General features: G+C 60.6%; 18 protein-coding genes. 8 read left to right on the top strand and 10 right to left on the bottom strand.

The window, feature by feature from the left end; genetic code table 11:
* Positions 1-18: 18 nt before the first annotated feature.
* Positions 19-345, bottom strand: coding sequence for a nitrite reductase small subunit NirD (gene nirD, locus ACJ8M3_RS22075; RefSeq protein ID WP_033645269.1), 327 nt, complete (start codon positions 343-345; stop codon positions 19-21).
* Positions 342-2,891, bottom strand: a complete 2,550-nt coding sequence (nirB, locus tag ACJ8M3_RS22070; RefSeq protein ID WP_060660173.1) for a nitrite reductase large subunit NirB — start codon at positions 2,889-2,891, stop codon at positions 342-344. The genes nirD and nirB overlap by 4 nt, the downstream gene beginning before the upstream one ends.
* 290 nt (positions 2,892-3,181) lie before the next feature.
* On the opposite strand from nirB, the gene ACJ8M3_RS22065 reads away from it, so the two are divergent.
* Positions 3,182-4,462 (top strand): cytosine deaminase, encoded by a 1,281-nt coding sequence (locus ACJ8M3_RS22065; RefSeq protein WP_188050021.1) that lies wholly within the window; start codon positions 3,182-3,184, stop codon positions 4,460-4,462.
* Here ACJ8M3_RS22065 and ACJ8M3_RS22060 read toward each other — a convergent pair.
* From ACJ8M3_RS22060 to ACJ8M3_RS22035, 6 genes are all read right to left on the bottom strand, one after another.
* Complete coding sequence (locus ACJ8M3_RS22060) at positions 4,459-4,809, bottom strand: type II toxin-antitoxin system ChpB family toxin (protein ID WP_089197523.1); 351 nt, start codon at positions 4,807-4,809, stop codon at positions 4,459-4,461. The genes ACJ8M3_RS22065 and ACJ8M3_RS22060 overlap by 4 nt on opposite strands.
* Positions 4,803-5,051, bottom strand: a complete 249-nt coding sequence (locus ACJ8M3_RS22055; protein ID WP_089197522.1) for an AbrB/MazE/SpoVT family DNA-binding domain-containing protein — start codon at positions 5,049-5,051, stop codon at positions 4,803-4,805. The genes ACJ8M3_RS22060 and ACJ8M3_RS22055 overlap by 7 nt, the downstream gene beginning before the upstream one ends.
* A 110-nt stretch (positions 5,052-5,161) precedes the next feature.
* On the bottom strand, positions 5,162-6,346 hold the full coding sequence (gene tsgA / locus ACJ8M3_RS22050) for an MFS transporter TsgA (protein ID WP_033636290.1): 1,185 nt from the start codon (positions 6,344-6,346) through the stop codon (positions 5,162-5,164).
* Positions 6,347-6,537: 191 nt separating this feature from the next.
* Positions 6,538-7,518 (bottom strand): LacI family DNA-binding transcriptional regulator, encoded by a 981-nt coding sequence (locus ACJ8M3_RS22045; protein WP_342171290.1) that lies wholly within the window; start codon positions 7,516-7,518, stop codon positions 6,538-6,540.
* 72 nt (positions 7,519-7,590) lie between these two features.
* Positions 7,591-8,898, bottom strand: a complete 1,308-nt coding sequence (locus ACJ8M3_RS22040) for a 6-phospho-beta-glucosidase (protein WP_089197521.1) — start codon at positions 8,896-8,898, stop codon at positions 7,591-7,593.
* Complete coding sequence (locus tag ACJ8M3_RS22035) at positions 8,895-9,233, bottom strand: PTS lactose/cellobiose transporter subunit IIA (protein ID WP_060660177.1); 339 nt, start codon at positions 9,231-9,233, stop codon at positions 8,895-8,897. The genes ACJ8M3_RS22040 and ACJ8M3_RS22035 overlap by 4 nt, the downstream gene beginning before the upstream one ends.
* A gap of 353 nt (positions 9,234-9,586) precedes the next feature.
* Here ACJ8M3_RS22035 and ppiA point away from each other — a divergent pair, with 353 nt between their 5' ends.
* The 6 genes from ppiA (at position 9,587) to argD (ending at position 16,395) form a co-directional block, all read left to right on the top strand.
* Positions 9,587-10,156 carry a peptidylprolyl isomerase A gene (gene ppiA, locus ACJ8M3_RS22030; protein ID WP_038878108.1) on the top strand — a complete coding sequence of 190 codons (570 nt, stop codon included), beginning with the start codon at positions 9,587-9,589 and terminating at the stop codon, positions 10,154-10,156.
* A gap of 156 nt (positions 10,157-10,312) precedes the next feature.
* Entirely contained in the window at positions 10,313-11,998 is a 1,686-nt protein-coding gene (locus ACJ8M3_RS22025) for a sensor histidine kinase (protein WP_044029984.1), read from the top strand.
* Positions 11,998-12,723, top strand: coding sequence for a two-component system response regulator BtsR (gene btsR, locus ACJ8M3_RS22020; protein WP_201884251.1), 726 nt, complete (start codon positions 11,998-12,000; stop codon positions 12,721-12,723). Before ACJ8M3_RS22025 ends, btsR begins: the two co-directional genes overlap by 1 nt.
* A gap of 151 nt (positions 12,724-12,874) precedes the next feature.
* Positions 12,875-14,398, top strand: coding sequence for a helicase HerA-like domain-containing protein (locus ACJ8M3_RS22015; RefSeq protein WP_033645261.1), 1,524 nt, complete (start codon positions 12,875-12,877; stop codon positions 14,396-14,398).
* Between the two features lie 72 nt (positions 14,399-14,470).
* Complete coding sequence (locus ACJ8M3_RS22010; RefSeq protein WP_033645386.1) at positions 14,471-15,046, top strand: aminodeoxychorismate synthase component II; 576 nt, start codon at positions 14,471-14,473, stop codon at positions 15,044-15,046.
* A 131-nt stretch (positions 15,047-15,177) separates the two neighbouring features.
* Entirely contained in the window at positions 15,178-16,395 is a 1,218-nt protein-coding gene (argD, locus tag ACJ8M3_RS22005) for a bifunctional acetylornithine/succinyldiaminopimelate transaminase (RefSeq protein ID WP_033645260.1), read from the top strand.
* Between the two features lie 40 nt (positions 16,396-16,435).
* Here the strand turns inward: argD and ACJ8M3_RS22000 are convergent, their stop codons facing one another.
* Both ACJ8M3_RS22000 and crp read right to left on the bottom strand, forming a co-directional pair.
* Complete coding sequence (locus ACJ8M3_RS22000) at positions 16,436-18,514, bottom strand: YccS/YhfK family putative transporter (protein ID WP_047026485.1); 2,079 nt, start codon at positions 18,512-18,514, stop codon at positions 16,436-16,438.
* Between the two features lie 50 nt (positions 18,515-18,564).
* The gene (gene crp / locus ACJ8M3_RS21995) at positions 18,565-19,197 is read right to left on the bottom strand and encodes a cAMP-activated global transcriptional regulator CRP (RefSeq protein WP_004090925.1); all 633 of its coding nucleotides are present in this window, start codon (positions 19,195-19,197) and stop codon (positions 18,565-18,567) included.
* Between the two features lie 382 nt (positions 19,198-19,579).
* Between crp and ACJ8M3_RS21990 the strand changes: the two genes are divergently transcribed.
* A complete protein-coding gene (locus tag ACJ8M3_RS21990) occupies positions 19,580-19,987 on the top strand; it encodes an OsmC family protein (RefSeq protein ID WP_025304517.1) in 408 nt (135 codons plus the stop codon).
* Positions 19,988-20,020: the final 33 nt, after the last annotated feature.

Raw genomic sequence — 20,020 nt, 5'->3', positions numbered from 1 at the left:
GGATGCGCCCCCGAAAGGTTATGCCGCGACTTGCACGATGCCGTCGACCACCCGGCTGGTGAAGCTGGCGACGGAGCGGCTGTCATCTTCCAGGCAGTGGCCATCGTACAGGCGGAAACGCTGTTTCTTCAGCGGGCTGGCGACCCACAATTCCCCCTGATGCTCGGCGATCAGCCCGCGCGACAGCACGCTGGCCTGGGCGAACGGGTCGATATTGCTGATGGCGAACACCTGTTCGTCGGCATAGGGGCGGAACACCGCCACCTGCCGATCGCCGATCAGGGCGCATACGCCGGTGCCGGGCAGGATGTCGGCGATGGGGCAAACGGTAATCCACTGGCTCATGCTTGGCTCTCCTCGGTGTCGATCAGGGTGACGGCAATGCGCTCGTCAGGGCGCGCCGGGCGGTGTTGGTCACGTTCGGCCACCACCTGCACGTTCGGATCGCGCAGCGGGCTGTTGATGAAGTGGGCGAAGCGCAGCTGCGTTTCCGGGTGCTCGACGGTTTCTTTCCACTCGCAGATCACTGCCTCGCGCAGGCGGGCGATATCCGCTTCCAGCTGCTCGTTGATGCCGAGCTTGTCGTCAACGATCACCTTGCGCAGGTAATCGATGCCGCCTTCCAGGCTCTCCAGCCATACCGAGGTGCGCTGCAGCTTATCGGCGGTGCGGATATAGAACATCATGAAACGGTCAAGGTAGCGCACCAGGGTCTCGCTATCGAGATCGGCGGCCAGCAGGTCGGCGTGGCGCGGTTTCATGCCGCCGTTGCCGCAAACATACAGGTTCCAGCCGTTTTCGGTGGCGATGATGCCGACGTCCTTGCCCTGCGCTTCGGCGCATTCCCGGGTACAGCCCGAGACGCCGAATTTCATTTTGTGCGGGGTGCGGATGCCTTTGTAGCGATGTTCCAGCGTGACGCCGAAACCGACGCTGTCGCCGACGCCATAGCGGCACCAGGTGCTGCCGACGCAGGTTTTCGCCATGCGCAGCGCCTTGGCGTATGCGTGCCCGGTTTCAAAGCCGGCGGCGAGCAGCTTGCGCCAGATGGCCGGCAGGTCGTCTTTCTGCGCGCCGAACATGCCGATGCGCTGCGAGCCGGTCATTTTGGTGTAAAGATTGTACTCCTTGGCGATCTGTCCGATGGCCAGCAGGCCGTCCGGGGTGATTTCGCCGCCGGCGGAGCGCGGTATCACCGAGTAAGTGCCGTCTTTTTGGATATTGCCGAGGAAGTTGTCGTTGGTATCCTGCAGCGGCGTGTGCTGCGGTTTGAGGATGTATTCGTTCCAGCACGAGGCCAGCAGCGAGCCGACGGTCGGTTTGCAGACTTCGCAGCCGTAGCCTTTGCCGTATTTGGCCAATAACGCCTCGAACGACTTGATGCCTTCGACGCGGATCAGGTGGAACAGCTCCTGGCGTGAATAGGCGAAGTGTTCGCACAGGTGGTGGTTGACCTCGATGCCTTGCTTGCTCAGCTCGGCGTTCAACACCTGGGTGAGCAGCGGGATGCAGCCGCCGCAGCCGGTGCCGGCCTTGGTTTCGGCTTTCAGCGCCGCCACGGTGTGGCAGCCTTTATTGACCGCCTGGATGATGTCGCCTTTGCTGACGTCGAAGCAGGAGCAGATCTGCGCGCTTTCCGGCAGCGAATCTACGCCGATGGCCGGTTTGCTGCCCGCATGGGCCGGCAGGATCAGGCCGTCCGGGTTTTCCGGCAGCTCGATGCCGTTCAGCGCCAGCTGCAACAGGTTGCCGTAGTCGCTGGTGTCGCCCACCAGCACCGCGCCGAGCAGGGTCTTATTGTCGGCGCTGACCACGATGCGTTTGTAGACTTCTTTGCTTTCATCCAGATAAACGTAGCTGCGGGCGCCTTCGGTGCGGCCGTGGGCATCGCCTATGCCGCCGACGTCCACGCCCAGCAGCTTCAGCTTGGCGCTCATGTCGGCGCCCTGGAAGCCGTTTTCGCGGCCCAGCAGGTGATCGACGGCCACCTGCGCCATTTTGTAACCCGGCGCCACCAGACCGAAGGTGCGATCGCGCCAGGCGGCGCACTCACCGATGGCGTAGACGTCCGGATCCGACGTCTGGCAGCTGTCGTTAATGGCGATGCCGCCGCGGCGGCCGATCTCCAGCCCACACTGGCGCGCCAGCTTGTCCTGGGCGCGGATGCCGGTGGAGAACACGATGAAATCCACTTCCAGCAGGCTGCCGTCGGCGAAATGCAGGGTTTTGCGAGCCGTGCCGCCGCCGTTGACAATCTCCTGGGTATTTTTGCCGGTGTGTACCTTGACGCCCATGCGCTCGATCTTGCGGCGCAGCTGGTCACCGCCCATCGGGTCGAGCTGTTCGGCCATCAGCATCGGAGCGAACTCGATCACGTGCGTTTCCACCCCCAGGCTTTTCAGCGCGCCGGCGGCTTCCAGCCCCAACAGCCCGCCGCCGACCACCGCGCCGCGTTTGCTGCGGCGCGCGCAGGCTTCGATGGCGTTAAGGTCTTCGATGGTGCGGTAAACGAAGCAGTCCTGGCTATCCGAGCCCTTAATCGGCGGGATCCACGGATAGGAGCCGGTGGCCATGATCAGCTTGTCGTAATAGACGGTGCGTCCGGTATTGGAGTGGATGACTTTCTCGTCGCGATTGATGGTGATGGCGCGTTCGCCGATCAGCACCTTCACGCCGTGCTTTTCGTAAAAGCCTTCGCGCACCAGCGACAGCTCTTCGGCGGTATGGTGCGAGAAATAGGAAGAGAGATGCACGCGATCGTAAGCGATGCGCGGCTCTTCGCAAAACACGGTGATGTCGAATAGGTCTTTGTCTGCTTTATCCAACAGATCTTCGATGAACCGGTGGCCGACCATGCCATTGCCGATCACGGCAAGTTTGACTCTGCTCATTATTGCCTCAAAATTCGGGTTTCCTAGGCTTACCTTATCCCTCCCGAGGGGCAATTTATTGATGCAAATCAATCGCGCCTTTATATACCCACAACGTGGTATATGAATGATTTTCCACGTTTTTTGATAAGTTGTGGATTTTATTCACCTTTAGCTGAAGCGAGTCAGGTCGCGCACCAACTACCCCGCTGGGAGTAGACGCGCAGGCCGGCATGCAACGGCGACTTTGTCAGCGCGATCCGCTGCCAGTATGATGAAGAAAACCAGCGCAACGGCAGAGGTGAAGGGTGGTGAAACGTCCATTGAAGTTTATCGACAACCTGCGTTTAAGCGGGCATGAAGGATTGTGGCAACTGGCGATAGAACAGGGGCGCATTGCGCATCTGGTGCCGCAGCCGGAAGGGCAGGAGTGGCGCAGCGACGTGCTGGATGCGCAGGGCGGGCTGGCGCTGCCGGCATTCGTCGAACCGCATATTCACCTGGATACCACGCAAACCGCCGGTCAGCCGGCCTGGAACCAGTCCGGCACGCTGTTTGAGGGGATTGAGCGCTGGGCAGAACGCAAAGCCTTGTTGACTCATGAAGACGTCAAGCAACGCACCTGGCAAACGCTCAAGTGGCAGATCGCCAACGGCGTGCAGTATGTGCGCACCCACGTCGACGTTTCCGATCCCACGCTGACCGCACTGCGCGCCATGCTGGAAGTTAAGCAGGAGGTGGCGCCCTGGGTAACGCTGCAGATCGTCGCCTTCCCGCAGGAGGGGATCCTTTCCTATCCCAACGGCGAAGCATTGCTGGAAGAAGCGCTGCGGCTGGGAGCCGACGTGGTGGGCGCCATTCCGCATTTCGAGTTCACTCGCGAGTACGGCGTGGAGTCGCTGCATAAGGCATTCGCGCTGGCGCAAAAATACGATCGGCTGGTGGACGTGCACTGCGATGAAATTGACGATGAGCAATCGCGTTTCGTCGAGACCGTGGCGGCGCTGGCGCTGAAGCTGGAGATGGGGGAGAAAGTCACCGCCAGCCACACCACGGCGATGCACTCTTACAACGGCGCTTACGCCTCGCGGCTGTTCCGCCTGCTGAAAATGTCCGGCATCAACTTCGTCGCCAACCCGCTGGTGAACATTCACCTGCAGGGGCGTTTCGACAGCTACCCAAAACGGCGCGGCGTGACGCGGGTGAAGGAGATGCTGGAGGCGGAGATCAACGTCTGCTTCGGCCACGACGATGTGTTCGATCCCTGGTATCCGCTCGGCACCGCCAACATGCTGCAGGTGCTGCATATGGGGCTGCACGTGTGCCAGCTGATGGGCTATGGCCAAATCGACGACGGGTTGAAGCTGATCACCAGCCACAGCGCGCGCACTCTTAACCTGAGCGACTACGGCCTGGCGGCCGGCAACAGCGCCAACCTGGTGATCCTGCCGGCGGAAAGCGGTTTCGACGCGGTGCGCCGCCAGACGCCGGTGCGTTATTCGATTCGCCAGGGCGCGGTGATCGCCGAAACGCGGCCGGCGGAAACCACGCTGCATCTGCAGCAGGATGAGACGGTGGATTTTCGGCGTTAGTCGATGATTGCCTGAAGCCGTGCCAGCGCGTCGGCGATGACTTCGCCAGGAGCACGTTCAACGAATTGCGCGCTGCGCCCGGCCAGATCCATCATGCGAACCTGGTTGATCAAGATGACGCCCTGCGTTGCGGTGCCGCTCCCGCTCAGGCTGACGGTGAAACCCGCTGTACGGGCAAAATTAGCCCCTTGTGAAATAGGGGCAACTAGCACCATGCCCAGCGCATTAAACTCGCGGGGAGAAAGCACCAGTGCCGGACGAAAGTCGCCTTGCTGCTCACGGCCAACCACGGGATTCAGGCTGACCCGGATAAGATCTCCGCGCTGAAAAACGGGGCGCTTCACCATACTTCTTTCCCCGCCGGCGGCATGTGTTCCCAGTTGTCGTCTGCGGCGGCCGGCGCTTCACCGTCACAGCTATCGAGCAATTGCTGCAGTGAATAGCGTTTCTTAACCGGTTTAATGACCAACGTTCCATCGATGACCTGCATGTCCATTTCCTGACCTACCTGGAGTTCCAGCTCGTTCATTAGCGCTGAGGGCACCAGCATTCCTGCGCTGTTGCCCCATTTTTTGATAAAGACTTTCATGAGCAATCCCTCTCCATTGTTCATGTATAAACAATGTATAATTAAGTGTGAAAAATGTACATAAAAAAGGGCGCCTTGCGGGCGCCCTTGATGTATTTGATGCGAAGAAATCAGTGCGTCACGTGACCGTGGCTGCGGTGCTTGGTTACGAAGCCCAGCAGCAGACACATCACGAACACTGCCAGGTACAGGCCGTTGGCGGTGGTTAGCGCTGCGTGCGCGCCGCCTTTCGCCACGATCGGGCCGGTGACCACGAAGGTCAGCATGGTGCCGATGGTGCCGCAGGTCAGGATAAAGTTGACCAGCTTCGGTGAGGAGACCTTGGTCTGCAGCGAGCCGAGGGTGATCAGCGTGGTGTAGATGGCGCTGGAAACGAAGCCCAGGGCCATGATGTAGTAGCCCAGGTGCTCCGGGTTGTCGGTGCTGACGAAGAGGTACATCGCGCCGGTAGCCAATGCGGCCAGCACGGTAACGATGCGCTGCAGATCGAAGAAGCGCAGGATGAAGCTGAACACCCACATGCCGACCATGTAAGAGGTCCAGAAGTCGCTCACCAGCTTACCGGCCTGGCCGATGTCCATGTTGAACGACTTGGTGGCGTACTCAGGCACCCACTGAATGAAGCCCAGCTGGCCGAGGATGTAGCACAGTGCGGCGATCGACAGGAACAGCACGCCGATGCCCCATTTTTCTTTTTCGACCGGCTGACCGGCGTCGGCGCCTTTCTTGCCCAGCACCGGGAATTCGGAGCACAGGGTCAGCACGAAGATCCCCACGTACAGCAGGCCGATGCAGGCATAAACCCAGTACCAGCCGATGTGGCGGGCCAACAGCATCGCGGCGACGATCGGGAAGATCATCCCGGCCATGCTGAAGAAGGAGTCGGTGAACAACAGGCGTGAACCGCGCTGGCGGCCGGCATACATGTGGGTGATCAGGAAGGTGCCGATCGACATGGTGATACCGCTAACCACGCCGAGGATAAACATGCACAGCGAGAACATGGTCAGGCTCTTGCCGAGCATCAGCCCTGCCACCGCCAGCACCATCAGGACAAAGCCGAAGATCAGCTGACGCTTCAGCGGGATGATTTCCATCAGCCAGGCATTGAGGAAGATCGAAATCAAAATGCCGGCGTTGAGGAAAGTAAAGGTGTTACTCATGCTGGAAACCGGCAGATTAAAGTACTCTGCAATGTTTCCCATCACCATCCCTGTGACGATCACTAAAGCACCGGTCAGCGCGTACGAAAAGAAGCTGATCCAGGTAAGCCGTATGCGGTTACTGTCATTCATTATATAGGCCTGAATATGTCTGTTAGAGGTTTTAAAACTGGCATAAGGCCGCTGGCTTTTCCTGGCAAACGCAGAAAAAAGTCCCGTTCAGGCCACCAGGGGGCGGATCCTAGCACAGACAACGGGATTTTTTGTGATGGCTGTCGATTTTTTGATGCAACCCATGAAGGGATGATACGCATTATTGTGATCTATTTGCGTACCGTCACAATGGAATCACGGTTGATGATCGTCGGCTCAAAACGGTGCGTCGGGGTGGCGGGATCGATCAACCTGCGCGCCGCGTATTGCGCCATCTCGCTGATGGGAAAGTGTACGCTGCTCAACGCCGGGCGGACGAAGGGCGCGCGTTCGCCGCTGTCGTAGCAGATCAAGGAGATATCCTGCGGCACCCGCAGGCGGTGCTCGTTGATCGCCAGCAGGGCGCCGATCGCCATCTCTTCGTTGCAGCAGTAGATGGCGCTGGGCGGCGCGGCCTGCCGCAACAGGCGATCGGCGCAGCGGTAACCGCTTTCCAGATCGTAAACGCCCTCCAGACAGGCCACCGGCTCGATATTCGCCGCCTGCATCGCCTCTTCAAACCCTTGCAGCCGCAGGCGGCTCGACGGCCGCTCGCGCGGCCCGCTGATGCAGGCGATGCGCCGGTGGCCGGCGTCGAGCAGTTGCTGGGTCGCCATGCGGCTGGCGAGCGGATGATCGAAGGTGACGCAGCGGTCTTCCAGCCCCGGCACCAGACGATCGAGCAACACGAAATCACGTTGCTCCGCCGCCAGCTGGCGCAGCCGATCGTCGCTGAGAAAACGCACGTGCAGGATCACGCCGTCGCAGCGCAGGCTGAACAGCCGCTGCACCGCCTGCCATTCGTTTTCGGCGCTGTTGCGGCCCTGGGTCACCAGCAGCTGCTTGCCGTGGGATTCGGCCTCGGTTTGCACGAAGTCCATCAGCGCGCCGAAGAAGCCGCCGCGATACGACGTGGTGACCAACCCGAGGGTATTGCTGTGGCTGGAGGCGAGCGCGCGGGCCGCCGGGTTGGGGGTGTAACCGAGCTGGGCGACGGCGCGCTCAACCTTCTCGCGGGTCGGCGCTTTGACGTTGCTGTCGCCGTTCACTACCCGCGATACGGTGGCGCGCGATACGCCCGCCAGCGCCGCGACATCTTCCAGTGTCACCATCGTCCAACTCCTGATTACGGCTAAAAAAATGGGTTCGGCGCGCCGAACCCCTGTCATACCGCGCGCAGGCGCTTACCTGAACTGCGGCAAATACGGCGCGTTTATCGTCAACACCTCGTCCAGCAACGGCTGCGCCAGATTGGCGTTGCCCACCAGCGGGTTGGCGATCAGCGCCAGCAAGCCGCTGCGGCGATCGCCGTGCACCGCGGCCTCGATGGTCAGGCGTTCGTAGGCTTTCACCTGCTGCGTCAGCGCCTGCATCGGTTCCGACAGCGGGCCGAAGGTCAGCGGATGCGCGCCCTGAGCATCGACGATACAGTTGATTTCTATCACAGCATCGTCCGGCAGGCCATGGATTGCGCCGCGGTTTGCGGTGTTGACCACTAATTGCGTGCCGAGATTATTATGGATAGCACGGATCAGCTCCAGCGCAACTTCGGAATAGAAAGAACCGCCGCGGAAGCTGAGCTGCTCCGGCTTACTGTTCAACTGCGGATCGGCATACAGCTCGAACAGCTCTTTTTCTACCTGCATCACCTGCTCGGCGCGGGTGCCGCGCTCGCCGGCGGCGGCCATCTCTTCCGCCAGCATCTCGCGGGTCTGGTAAAAATAGCGGTGATACGGGCAGGGGATGGCGCCGAGCGCGCGCAGGAAGTCCGGCTGCCAGGGCTCTTCCTTGATGTTGTTCATGGTCAGCGCCGCGCCGTCGCACAGCATGTCGATCACGTTGCCGGTGACGTCGCGCCCCTGCTGCGTGACCTGATGTACCCAGACCATGTGGTTCAAACCGGCGAACCGCAGCTGCACGTCGGCGTAAGGCGCCTGCAGCATGTTGGCGATCATGTGATGCATGCTGATCGGTACGTTGCACAGGCCGATGATCTTCGCTTTGGTAAAGCGGGACACCGCCTCGGTGACGATGCCAGCCGGGTTGGTGAAGTTGATGATCCAGGCGTCCGGTGCCAGCTTTTCCACCCGACGGGCGATATCCAGCATTACCGGAATGGTGCGCAGCGCCTTGGCGAAGCCGCCGACGCCGGTGGTCTCCTGGCCGAGCAGCTGGTATTTGAGGCCCAGCCGTTCGTCGGCGGCGCGCGCCGGCAGTTGCCCGACGCGGAACTGGGTCAGCACGAAAGCGGCGCCGCGAATCGCTTCGTCCAGCGCGAAGTGCACGCTGACCTTCACCTGTTCCAGCCCGTGGCGCGCCAGCATGCGGCGGGTCAGGGCGGCGATGGTTTCCACTTTTTGCCGGCCCGGTTCGACGTCCACCAGTGCCAGTTCGGTGACCGGCAGCTCCTCGATGCGCTGGATCAGCCCGTCCACCAGTTCGGGGGTGTAGCTGCTGCCGCCGCCGATCACGGCGATTTTGAGCGTGCTCATGGGCGGCCCTCCGTCTGCGACTGACGGCGATAGAGCTCGATCATGTCGTCGGCCAGATCCTGGATCACCATGGCGTTCATCAAATGGTCCTGCGCATGCACGGTGATCAGGTTGATCGCCAGCTTGCCGCAGCCTTCGTCCAGGCCGATCAGCTCGGTCTGGATCAGGTGCGCCTTCTTCACCCACTCTTTGGATTCGACCATGTGCTTGGCCGCGGCGGCGAAGTCGCCGGCGCGTGCTTGCCGCAGCGCCATCAACGCATTGCTGCGCGCGCTGCCGGAGAACACCAGCAGTTCCATGATGGTGCTTTCAAACTCGGGGCTGACTTCAGTCATCAATTCACTCACGTCATTTCTCCAGGGGTTGCGCGGCGACGCCGCCGTGGGATGCTTCAGTATCCGTTCTTTTTATAATGAGAGCGCTCTCATTTGAATAGAGTAACGACAATGCGTGTGCAAACTGGGAGGCAGATCGCAAAAAACGCCCCGGGGCGGCGCGGGGCAAAAAATGCGTGATGCGGTTGGCAAAAAAGCCTTCTGCGCCCATACTTTCCGCAGCAAAATTCAGGGCCGCCTAGGATATGTCCCGTAATTGGGTAAATATAGGTAAATGGCTGGCACTTGCCGATACAGCTCTTTAGAATCAAAGCGCTTTTCCGTTGTTTGTCTCTCAGAGAAAGGACCCGTTAATGTTCAAACGTACTTTAGTGACCTTCGTCGCGCTGTGTTCCCTGACCGCAGTGGCGCCAGCCGCACTCGCCGCCGGTGAGACCCACGTCATGCTGACGACCTCGGCGGGGAATATCGAGTTGGCGCTCGACAGCCAGAAGGCACCGGTTTCCAGCCAGAACTTCGTCGACTACGTGAACAGCGGGTACTACAACAACACCATCTTCCACCGCGTGATCCCGGGCTTTATGATCCAGGGCGGCGGTTTCACCGCTGACATGCAGCAAAAATCCACCAAGGCGCCGATCAAGAACGAAGCCGACAACGGTTTGCGCAACCTGCGCGGCACCATCTCGATGGCGCGCACCGCCGACAAGGACAGCGCCACCAGCCAGTTCTTCCTGAACGTGGCGGATAACGCCTTCCTGGATCACGGCCAGCGTGACTTCGGCTACGCGGTATTCGGCAAAGTGGTGAAAGGCATGGACGTGGTGGACAAAATTGCCCAGGTGCCGACCGGCAACGTCGGCCCTTACCAGAATGTGCCGACCAAACCGGTGGTGATTCTGTCGGCCAAGGTACTGCCGTAAGTTTTTTGGCCGATCCCGCCGGGGTCGGCCGCTCCTTCCTCCCGAAGCCTTGCCTTCATCACTGTTTTCTCCTGCGCCCCATGCTCTAATCGGCAGACAATAATCAGACCGGAAATCCGGCGTTCGCCCTTTGTTGTCTCTGGATGAGTTGCTGCCATGTATGAATTTAACCAGGTGCTGTTGCTGCTGCAGCAGATGTGCGTCTATCTCGTTATCGCCTATCTGCTGAGCAAAACCCCGCTGTTCATCCCGCTGATGCAGGTGACTATTCGCCTGCCGCACAAGCTGCTGTGTTACGTGATTTTCTCGGTGTTCTGCATCATGGGCACCTATTTCGGGTTGCACATTCAGGATTCGATCGCCAATACCCGCGCGATAGGCGCGGTCCTGGGCGGCTTGCTGGGCGGGCCGTCGGTAGGCTTTCTGGTCGGGCTGACCGGCGGGCTGCACCGGTATACGCTCGGCGGCATGACCGACGTGGCCTGCGCGATCTCCACGGTGTCGGAAGGCCTGGTCGGCGGTATCGTACACAGCATCGCCATGCGCCGCGGGCGCATCGAGCTGCTGTTCAATCCGCTGTTCGTCGGCGGCGTGGCGCTGGTGGCGGAAGTGTTGCAGATGGCGATCATTCTGGCGGTGGCGCGTCCTTACAACGAGGCGTTGCAGCTGGTGGAACACATCGCGCTGCCGATGATGATCGCCAATACCGTCGGCGCGGCGATGTTTATGCAAATCCTGCTGGATCGGCGCGCGATGTTCGAGAAATACACCAGCGCTTTCTCTTCCAAGGCGCTGAAAATCGCCGAGCGCACCGAGGGTATCCTGCGGCAGGGCTTCGATCAGGAAAACAGCATGAAGGTCGCCCGGGTGATTTATCAGGAACTGGGTATCGGCGCGGTGGCGATCACCGATCGCGACAAGCTGTTGGCGTTTATCGGCATCGGCGACGATCACCACCTGCCGGGGACGCCGATCGCCTCGGTGCATTCGCATCGCGCCATCGACAACAACGAGGTGGTGTACGCCGACGGCAACCAGCTCTCTTACTGCTGCTCGATCAATCCGGCCTGCAAGCTGGGATCGACGCTGGTGATCCCGCTGCGCGGCGAAAACCAGCGGGTCATCGGCACCATCAAGCTGTACGAACCGAAAAGCCAGCTGTTCAGCACTATCAACCGCACGCTGGGCGAAGGCATCGCCAGCCTGCTGTCGGCGCAGATCATGGCCGGACAGTACGAGCGCCACAAGCAGCTGTTGGCGCAGTCGGAGATCAAGCTGTTGCATGCGCAGGTCAACCCGCATTTCCTCTTCAATGCGTTGAATACGCTGGTGGCGGTGATCCGCCGTGATGGCGAGCGCGCCTGCGAGTTGGTGCAATCCCTTTCGACCTTCTTTCGCAAAAACCTCAAGCGCTCGGATGATGAAGTCAGCCTGGCGGACGAGATAGAACATGTGAACGCCTACCTGCAGATCGAGAAAGCGCGTTTCGCCGATCGGCTGGAGATTGCGGTATCGCTGCCCGAGGCGCTGCTGGCGGCGCGGCTGCCGGCGTTTTCGCTGCAGCCGATCGTCGAGAACGCCATCAAGCACGGCACCTCGCATCTGTTGGGCGTAGGCCGCATCGAAATCGGCGCCTGCTGCGAAGGCGAGCATCTGCTGCTGCAGGTGACGGACAACGCCGGGCTGTTCCAGCCGAAACCGAACTGCAGCGGGCTGGGTATGAATCTGGTGGATAAACGCATTCGCGTGCGCTACGGCGAAGGCTATGGCGTGCAGGTGGATTGCCGGCCGGACGCCTATACCCGCATTACGCTCAATGTTCCCATGGAGAGGGCCGCCTGATGTTAAACGCACTGATTGTTGACGATGAGCCTTCCGCGCGCGACAACCTGCGCCATCTGCTGGAGGCCGAAGCGGGGATCACGATCATCGGCGAATGCGCCAACGCCATCGAAGCCATCAGCCAGATCCACCGGCTGCAGCCGGACGTGGTGTTTCTCGATATTCAAATGCCGCGTATCAGCGGGCTGGAAATGGTCGGCATGCTGGATCCCAATCGGATGCCGCACATCGTGTTTCTGACCGCCTACGACGAATATGCGGTGCAGGCGTTCGAGGAGCACGCCTTCGACTATCTGCTGAAGCCGGCGGAGCCGAAGCGGCTGAACAAGACGCTGCAACGCCTGCGGCAGCGCAGTGCGCCGCAGGACGTGACGGTGCTGGATGAGAGCGCCGGCTACCTGAAATACATTCCCTGCACCGGCCACAGCCGCATCTATCTGCTGCGGTTTGACGAGGTGCTGGCGATACGTTCCAAACTGAGCGGGGTATTCGTGGTGCGCAGCGACGGCATGGAGTGTTTCACCGAGTTGACGCTGCGCACGCTGGAAAGCCGTACGCCGCTGGTGCGCTGCCATCGGCAGTATCTGGTCAACCTGGAGCAGGTGCGCGAGATCCGCTTCGAAGAAGGCGGCGCGGCGGAGATGATCATGTCCGCCGGCGATCCGGTGCCGGTCAGCCGGCGCTATTTGAAAGCGCTGAAGGAGCAACTGGGGCTGCGGGGGTAACGCAGGTCTTAGGGGGATTCTGAAAAGACAGGCATCATGGGCGTCCCGACGGCGCCCTTTTTGTTTGTCCTTGACGGGGTTACGCGGCGCTTATAGCTTTATTGCATCAACAGGCGCGTTTCGCGCCGCGTCAGCGTCAAAGGAACAGAAAATGAGTGAACCACGGATTATCGCCAAGGCGATGAAAGACGGAAAACCGGAACAGGATCTGGTGATTTTGCCGGCGTTGGCCAACCGCCACGGGTTGATTACCGGGGCAACCGGCACCGGCAAGACGGTGACGCTGCAAAAAATGGCCGAACAGTTCTCGCGCATCGGCGTGCCGGTGTTCCTGTCGGACGTGAAGGGCGATCTGTCCGGCATCGGCGCCGAGGGCGTGCCTTCCGAGAAGCTGCAGGCGCGCCTGGCAGCGATTGGCGTCACCGACTGGCAGCCGCAGGCCTGCACCATTATCCCGTGGGATATTTACGGCGAAAAGGGGCATCCGATCCGCGCCACGATTTCCGATCTCGGGCCGCTGCTGCTGGGGCGCCTGTTGGATCTGAACGAGGTGCAAAGCGGCGTGCTGCAACTGGTGTTCAAAATCGCCGATGACAACGCGCTGCTGCTGTTGGACATGAAAGACCTGCGCGCCATGGTGCAGTTCGTCGGCGATAACGCCAAACAATTCCAGACTCAGTACGGCAACATCTCTGCCGCGTCGATCGGCGCCATCCAGCGCGGGTTGCTGACGCTGGAAGAGCAGGGCGCCAACCAGTTCTTCGGCGAGCCGATGCTGGACATCAACGATCTGATGAAAACCGACGCCAACGGTCATGGCGTGATCAACCTGCTGGCGGCGGACAAGCTGATCAATCAGCCGAAGCTGTATTCAGTGTTCCTGCTGTGGCTGCTGGCCGAGCTGTTTGAACATCTGCCGGAAGTGGGCGACCCTGAACAGCCGAAGCTGGTGTTCTTCTTCGATGAAGCGCACCTGCTGTTCAACGACGCGCCGGCGGCGCTGTTGACCAAGATCGAACAGGTGGTGCGCCTGATCCGCTCCAAAGGCGTCGGCATTTACTTCGTCACCCAGAACCCGCTGGATATCCCGGACAGCGTGCTAGGCCAGTTGGGCAACCGCGTACAGCATGCGCTGCGCGCCTTTACGCCGCGCGATCAGAAGGCGGTGAAAACGGCGGCGCAAACCCTGCGTGCCAATCCGGCCTTCGATGCTGAAACGGCGATCACCGAGCTGGGCGTGGGCGAAGCGCTGGTGTCATTCCTCGACGAAAAGGGCCGGCCGAACGTGGTGGAGCGGGCGATGGTCATCGCGCCGGAATCCAAGATGGGCATGCTCGGCGCGGAAGGGCTGAACAGCGCGATCAACAAGTCGCCGCTGTATGGCCGCTATGAAGACATGATTGACCGCGAGTCCGCCTACGAGAAGCTGTCGTCGGGCGGCTTCGCCACCGTCGGCACTGCGCAGCAGGGGCAGCAACCGCAGGCGCAAGCGCAGCAACAGACGGGCGGCGGCCTGATGGACGGATTGAACGAGCTGCTGTTCGGTTCCACCGGCCCGCGCGGCGGCAAACGCGACGGCATCGTCCAGACCGCCGCCAAGAGCATGGCGCGCGATCTCGGCCGGCAGATCCTGCGCGGCGTACTGGGCTCGATCACCGGCGGCCGTAAAAAGTAAGCGGAAATTATCGTCGGCAGCGGCGGGTTAAATCAGTAAACTATGGCGGCGTTTTTCTCTGCCGGACCTAACATGCTGCTGCTGATCGATAACTACGACTCCTTTACCTATAACCTTTACCAGTACTTCTGCGAGTTGGGTGCCGAGGTGGTGGTGAAGCGCAATGATGAGCTGCAGCTGGCCGATATCGAGCGGCTGGCGCCGCAGCATCTGGTGATTTCCCCCGGCCCTTGTACCCCGAACGAAGCGGGCATCTCGCTGGCTGCCATTCGTCATTTCGCCGGCAAGCTGCCGATCCTCGGCGTGTGCCTGGGGCACCAGGCGCTGGGGCAGGCGTTCGGCGCCGAGGTGGTGCGCGCCCGCGCGGTGATGCACGGCAAAACCTCGGCGATTCGCCATCTGGGCGTCGGCGTGTTTCGCGGCCTGAGCGATCCGCTGACCGTGACGCGTTACCATTCGTTGGTGCTGAAAGCCGATACGCTGCCGGATTGCTTTGAAGTGACCGCCTGGAGCGAACGCGACGGCGTGCGCGACGAGATCATGGGTATCCGCCACCGCACGCTGGCGCTGGAAGGGGTGCAGTTCCACCCGGAAAGCGTGCTCAGCGAGCAGGGCCATCAGCTGTTGGACAATTTTCTCAGGCGTTAATCCCTTCGCATTTTTTTCGCCCGTCAGGCGTTTTGCATTTGCGCTTTAGTGTTTTTTTATGCATATTTCGTGATTATATTTTCATTATAACATCGCGATAGCGCTGAAAAACCTTCAGGGTGGAGCCGAAAATGACTGACAAATCCGCAGTGAGCCGCAGCACCTTTGACCAGGTGATCCTGCCTGTTTATGCACCCGCCCAGTTTGTGCCGGTGCGCGGCCAAGGCAGCCGGGTCTGGGATCAGCAGGGAAAAGAGTACATCGATTTTTCCGGCGGCATAGCGGTGACGGCGCTGGGGCACTGCCATCCGGCGCTGGTCGAGGCGCTCAAACGCCAGGGCGAAACCTTGTGGCATACCAGCAACGTCTTCACCAATGAACCGGCGCTGCGCCTGGCGAGCAAATTGATCGACGCCACCTTCGCCGATCGGGTGTTCTTCGCCAACTCCGGCGCAGAGGCCAACGAGGCGGCGTTCAAACTGGCGCGTCATTACGCTATCACCCGCCACAGCCCCTATAAAACCAAAATCATCGCCTTCTATAACGCGTTTCACGGCCGCACGCTGTTCACCGTGTCGGTGGGCGGGCAGGCCAAATATTCCGACGGGTTCGGGCCGAAGCCGGCCGACATCGTGCACGTGCCGTTCAACGATCTGGCGGCGGTGAAAGCGGTGATGGACGACCACACCTGCGCGGTGGTGATGGAGCCGATTCAGGGCGAGGGCGGCATTACGCCGGTCGACGCCGACTTCCTTAAAGGCGTGCGCAAACTGTGCGACCAACATCAGGCGCTGCTGGTGTTCGATGAAGTGCAAAGCGGTATGGGGCGCAGCGGCAAGCTGTTCGCCTATATGCATTATGGCGTGACGCCGGACATTCTCACCACCGCCAAGGCGCTGGGCGGCGGTTTCCCGGTGAGCGCCATGCTGACTACCGAAGAGATTGCGTCGGTGATGCAGGTGGGCACTCACGGCACCACCTATGGCGGCAACCCGCTGGCCTGCGCGGTGGCGGAGGCGGCGCTGGATGTGATCAATACGCCGGAGGTGCTGAGCGGCATCGAGCAGCGCCATGCGCTGTATGTACAGTCTTTGCAGAATATCGGCGATAAATACGGTATTTTCACCGCCATTCGCGGCATGGGGTTGCTGATCGGCGCCGAGCTGACGCCGCATTATCACGGCAGAGCGCGCGATTTCCTCACCGCCGCCGCCGCGCGTGGGCTGATGATCCTCAACGCCGGGCCGAACGTGATCCGCTTTGCGCCGTCGCTGGTGGTGGAGCTGCAGGACATCGAGGCCGGCATGGCGCTGTTCGAGCTGGCGGTGCAGGATGTGATCAACGCCTGAAGCACCTGCGGCGAATAACGGGGCGCGGCATGCCGCGCCCTTATTGATCGCGCAGTTTACGCTTGAGCCAGATGCCGTGGTGCGGGCGCTGGCGCCAGGCCAGCGACGAAATGGTGTGCATGACGCTCAGGTGCGACAGAATACGCCGCAAATGACGTTCCATCTCGGTGACGGGCATCTCCGGATGCAGATCCGGCGGCTGCATGATGCCGCTGTTGTCACTGCTCGGGCCGTCGTATTCCAACCGCTGCTGGCAGCTTTGCAGCGCGATTTCACAGGTTTGCAGATACGCTTCCGCCAGCTTCGGCGTCAGCATGTAGTGCTCGCGCGCCAGGATGGTCATGGCGTTCAGGTGTTCGACGATGAACTGGCTGTGAGTGACCCACAGCCGCATGTCCGCCAGATAGTTCGAGGCGAACCCCGGTTCCTGCATCGCCTGATTGAGCGAAGTGAACAGCGCATTGTGCGCCTGGTTGACCTGCATGCGGGCATAGGCCAACGCGGTGGCGTCCGGCTCCGGTTGCTTCAGCATCAGCCGCAGCGCGGCTTGATCGTTTTCCAGCGCCTGATGGGCATTCTTGCGCAGCAGCCCGCTTTGCCACTGCGGCCACAGCCAAATGGTGCCGCCGAACGCCAGCACGCAGCCGATCAGCGTATCGATCAGACGCGGCACCAAAAAATGCGAGCCGTTCAGCGCCAGCAGCTGCAGGGTGTAAACCGCCGTGACCGTAAAGCCAATCACCGACAGCCCGTAGTTCTTGCGCGAAACCAGGTAGGCCAACAGCGTGATCATCAGCATGATGCTCAGTGTTTCTGCTTCCGGTAATTGCAGCTGCAACAGCCCGGCCGCCAGCAACAAACCGGCGATCGTGCCGAGCGCACGGTGCTGAATACGCACCCGGGTGGCGTTATAGCCGTTTTGGCTCACCAGCATGATGGTGAGCAGTATCCAGTACGGCTTCGGCAGATTGAATACCGCCCCCAGGCTGCTGCCGACCGCCAGCGTCACCCCCAGCCGCGCGGCGTTGCGCAGCGCCGTGGATTTGAACGACAGGTAGCTGGCCAACGCCGGCCAAAACGGCAGGCGATGCTGGCTGGGCATCAAATCGCGGCGGTACAGCGGATGCTGGGTGCGCAGCAGGCGGGCAATGCGGCTGAAATGGTAGTAACAAAACTGGCCGACCGGGTTGTCGGGATGCTGCGCCGCCATTTTTTCCAGCGCCGCCAGTTCGTGCGTCATGGAAAAGCGCTTCGAATGTTGATGGTAGAGAATATCGTGCGCCACCACGCGCAGCCGCCCGGCGATCACCTGAGCGTTGCGGCGAATGATCGCTTCGGCCTGGCTCTGCTCCATCAGTTTTTGTACTTCCTCCGGCAAGTGCAGGCTGACGGTGATGTGCTCCTGCAGATCCATCGCCACCTGAAAGGCGCGTTGCAGACGCTTTTGATCGAGGTTGTTGGCGTGCGGCAGGAAATTAAGCTGTTGGTACAGCAGGCTGATCAGATCCATCACCTTTTGCTGGCGCACCAGCAGCGGCGGCAGAGCGGTCTGCGGATCGGTGTGCTGAGTCAGCAGCGAGTATTTGGCTTCGAAGTAGTCCGCCAGTTCCAGATAGAGCTGGCTCAGCGTCTCGCGCATCGGCTGCTCTTTCCACAGCCGGAACCAGAACCAGGTGAATAAGCCGTACCAGGCGGTGCCGATCGCGTACAGCAGCGGCGCCTGCCAGAGAGGCACGGTGCCGGCCATGCTGAGGGAGAAGATGGCGGCCACCAGCGCCGCCGGCAACAGCCGGGCGTGCAGCGGGCTGATTTCGCCGGTGACGCCGAGCAGCAGCGCCAGGCCCAGCATCAGCGCCGGCAGCGGCACGTGCCACAGCAGGGCTTGTTGCAGCAGCAGGCTGCTGAGGGCAAACAGCGCACCGCCGACGATCAGCCGTTTAAAGAAGCGCCTATGCGGCGTGTCCAGACCGGCGATATTGCAGCAGGCGGGCACCAGAGAGAACATCAGGCCGAGCTGCAGCTGGCCAATCAGCAGGCCAAACAGCACCGGCAGGCACAACACCAGCGTTTGTCGCAGTGCGTAGTTGACTTCCGGGTGGTAAATCAGGCGGCGCCACATGGCAGAGAGCAGACAAAAAAACGGCGCAGATTGCGCCGTTTCTTCAGGGATTAACGGGTGCCGTAGACGACAATGGTCTTGCCGTGGGCGGAAATCAGGTTTTGGTCTTCCAGCATTTTCAGAATACGGCCAACGGTTTCACGCGAGCAGCCGACGATCTGGCCGATTTCCTGGCGGGTGATCTTGATCTGCATGCCGTCCGGGTGAGTCATGGCGTCGGGTTGCTTCGCCAGATTCAGCAGGGTTTGCGCGATGCGGCCGGTGACGTCCAGGAAGGCGAGGTTGCCCACTTTTTCGGAAGTGACCTGCAGGCGGCTCGCCATTTGGGCGGACAGACGCATCAGGATGTCCGGGTTAACCTGGATCAACTGGCGGAATTTCTTGTAGGAAATTTCGGCCACTTCACAGGCGGTTTTGGCGCGAACCCAGGCGCTGCGCTCCTGACCTTCTTCGAACAATCCGAGCTCGCCGATGAAATCCCCCTGGTTGAGGTAGGACAGGATCATCTCTTTACCTTCTTCATCCTTGATCAGCACCGCGACGGAGCCTTTCACGATGTAGTAAAGCGTTTCGGCCTTTTCACCTTGGTGAATCAGCGTACTCTTCGATGGATATTTGTGGATATGGCAATGAGACAGGAACCATTCGAGAGTAGGGTCTGTTTGCGGTTTGCCGAGAACCATTCGCTGTTATCCTCTGTTGTTATCGCTGCCTTGTGTCACAGGGGTCAGAGTTCCCTGTAAAACCCGCCTGTAGCCGCAGTTATGAGCGAGGGCTACCGGCAAGTTTTGAGGCGTGTCATAAAAATACGCTGTCGCTCTAGCATATTAACTTGCCGTAAGCGCTGCAAGCTACATTCTGTTAACATACCGGTAAAGGAGCCTTTCTCTGGGCGTTTCCCTGAAATTCAGTGTCCCGGAAAGATTTATTGCGGCTCTGTTTGTAGCACAGAGTAAGGCGGGTGTCTCGTGTTGTCTCGCTTCAGCATGATTAGCATCAGGTTACGTTGCCTGTTTCTATGCGAAAGCGTACTCTGATTTTAAGAAATCAACCGGAGTGACCAGAATGCAGGCAAGAGTTAAGTGGGTGGAAGGGTTAACGTTTTTGGGTGAATCGGCCTCCGGCCACCAGGTGCTGATGGACGGCAACGCCGGCGATAAAGCGCCCAGCCCGATGGAGATGGTGCTGATGTCGGTGGGTGGCTGCAGCGCGATCGACGTGGTGTCCATCCTGCAAAAAGGGCGCAACGACGTGCGCGACTGCGAGGTGAAGCTGACCTCCGAGCGCCGTGCAGAAGCCCCGCGGTTGTTCACCCATATCAACCTGCACTTCATCGTCACCGGCCAGGATCTGACCGACAAAATCGTAGAGCGAGCGGTGAACCTGTCGGCGGAGAAGTACTGCTCGGTGGCGCTGATGCTCAACAAGGCCGCCACGGTGACCCACAGCTTCGAGATCCGCCAGCCGGCGTAATCGAGACGGAGCGCGGCCCGCCGCCGCGCTCAA

This window comes from Serratia sp. CY55921 (genome assembly GCF_052167655.1).
Classification (GTDB): Bacteria; Pseudomonadota; Gammaproteobacteria; order Enterobacterales; family Enterobacteriaceae; genus Serratia; species Serratia ureilytica.
Note: the sequence above shows the minus strand (reverse complement) of the source record. Positions and strands in the feature narration are given on the sequence as shown.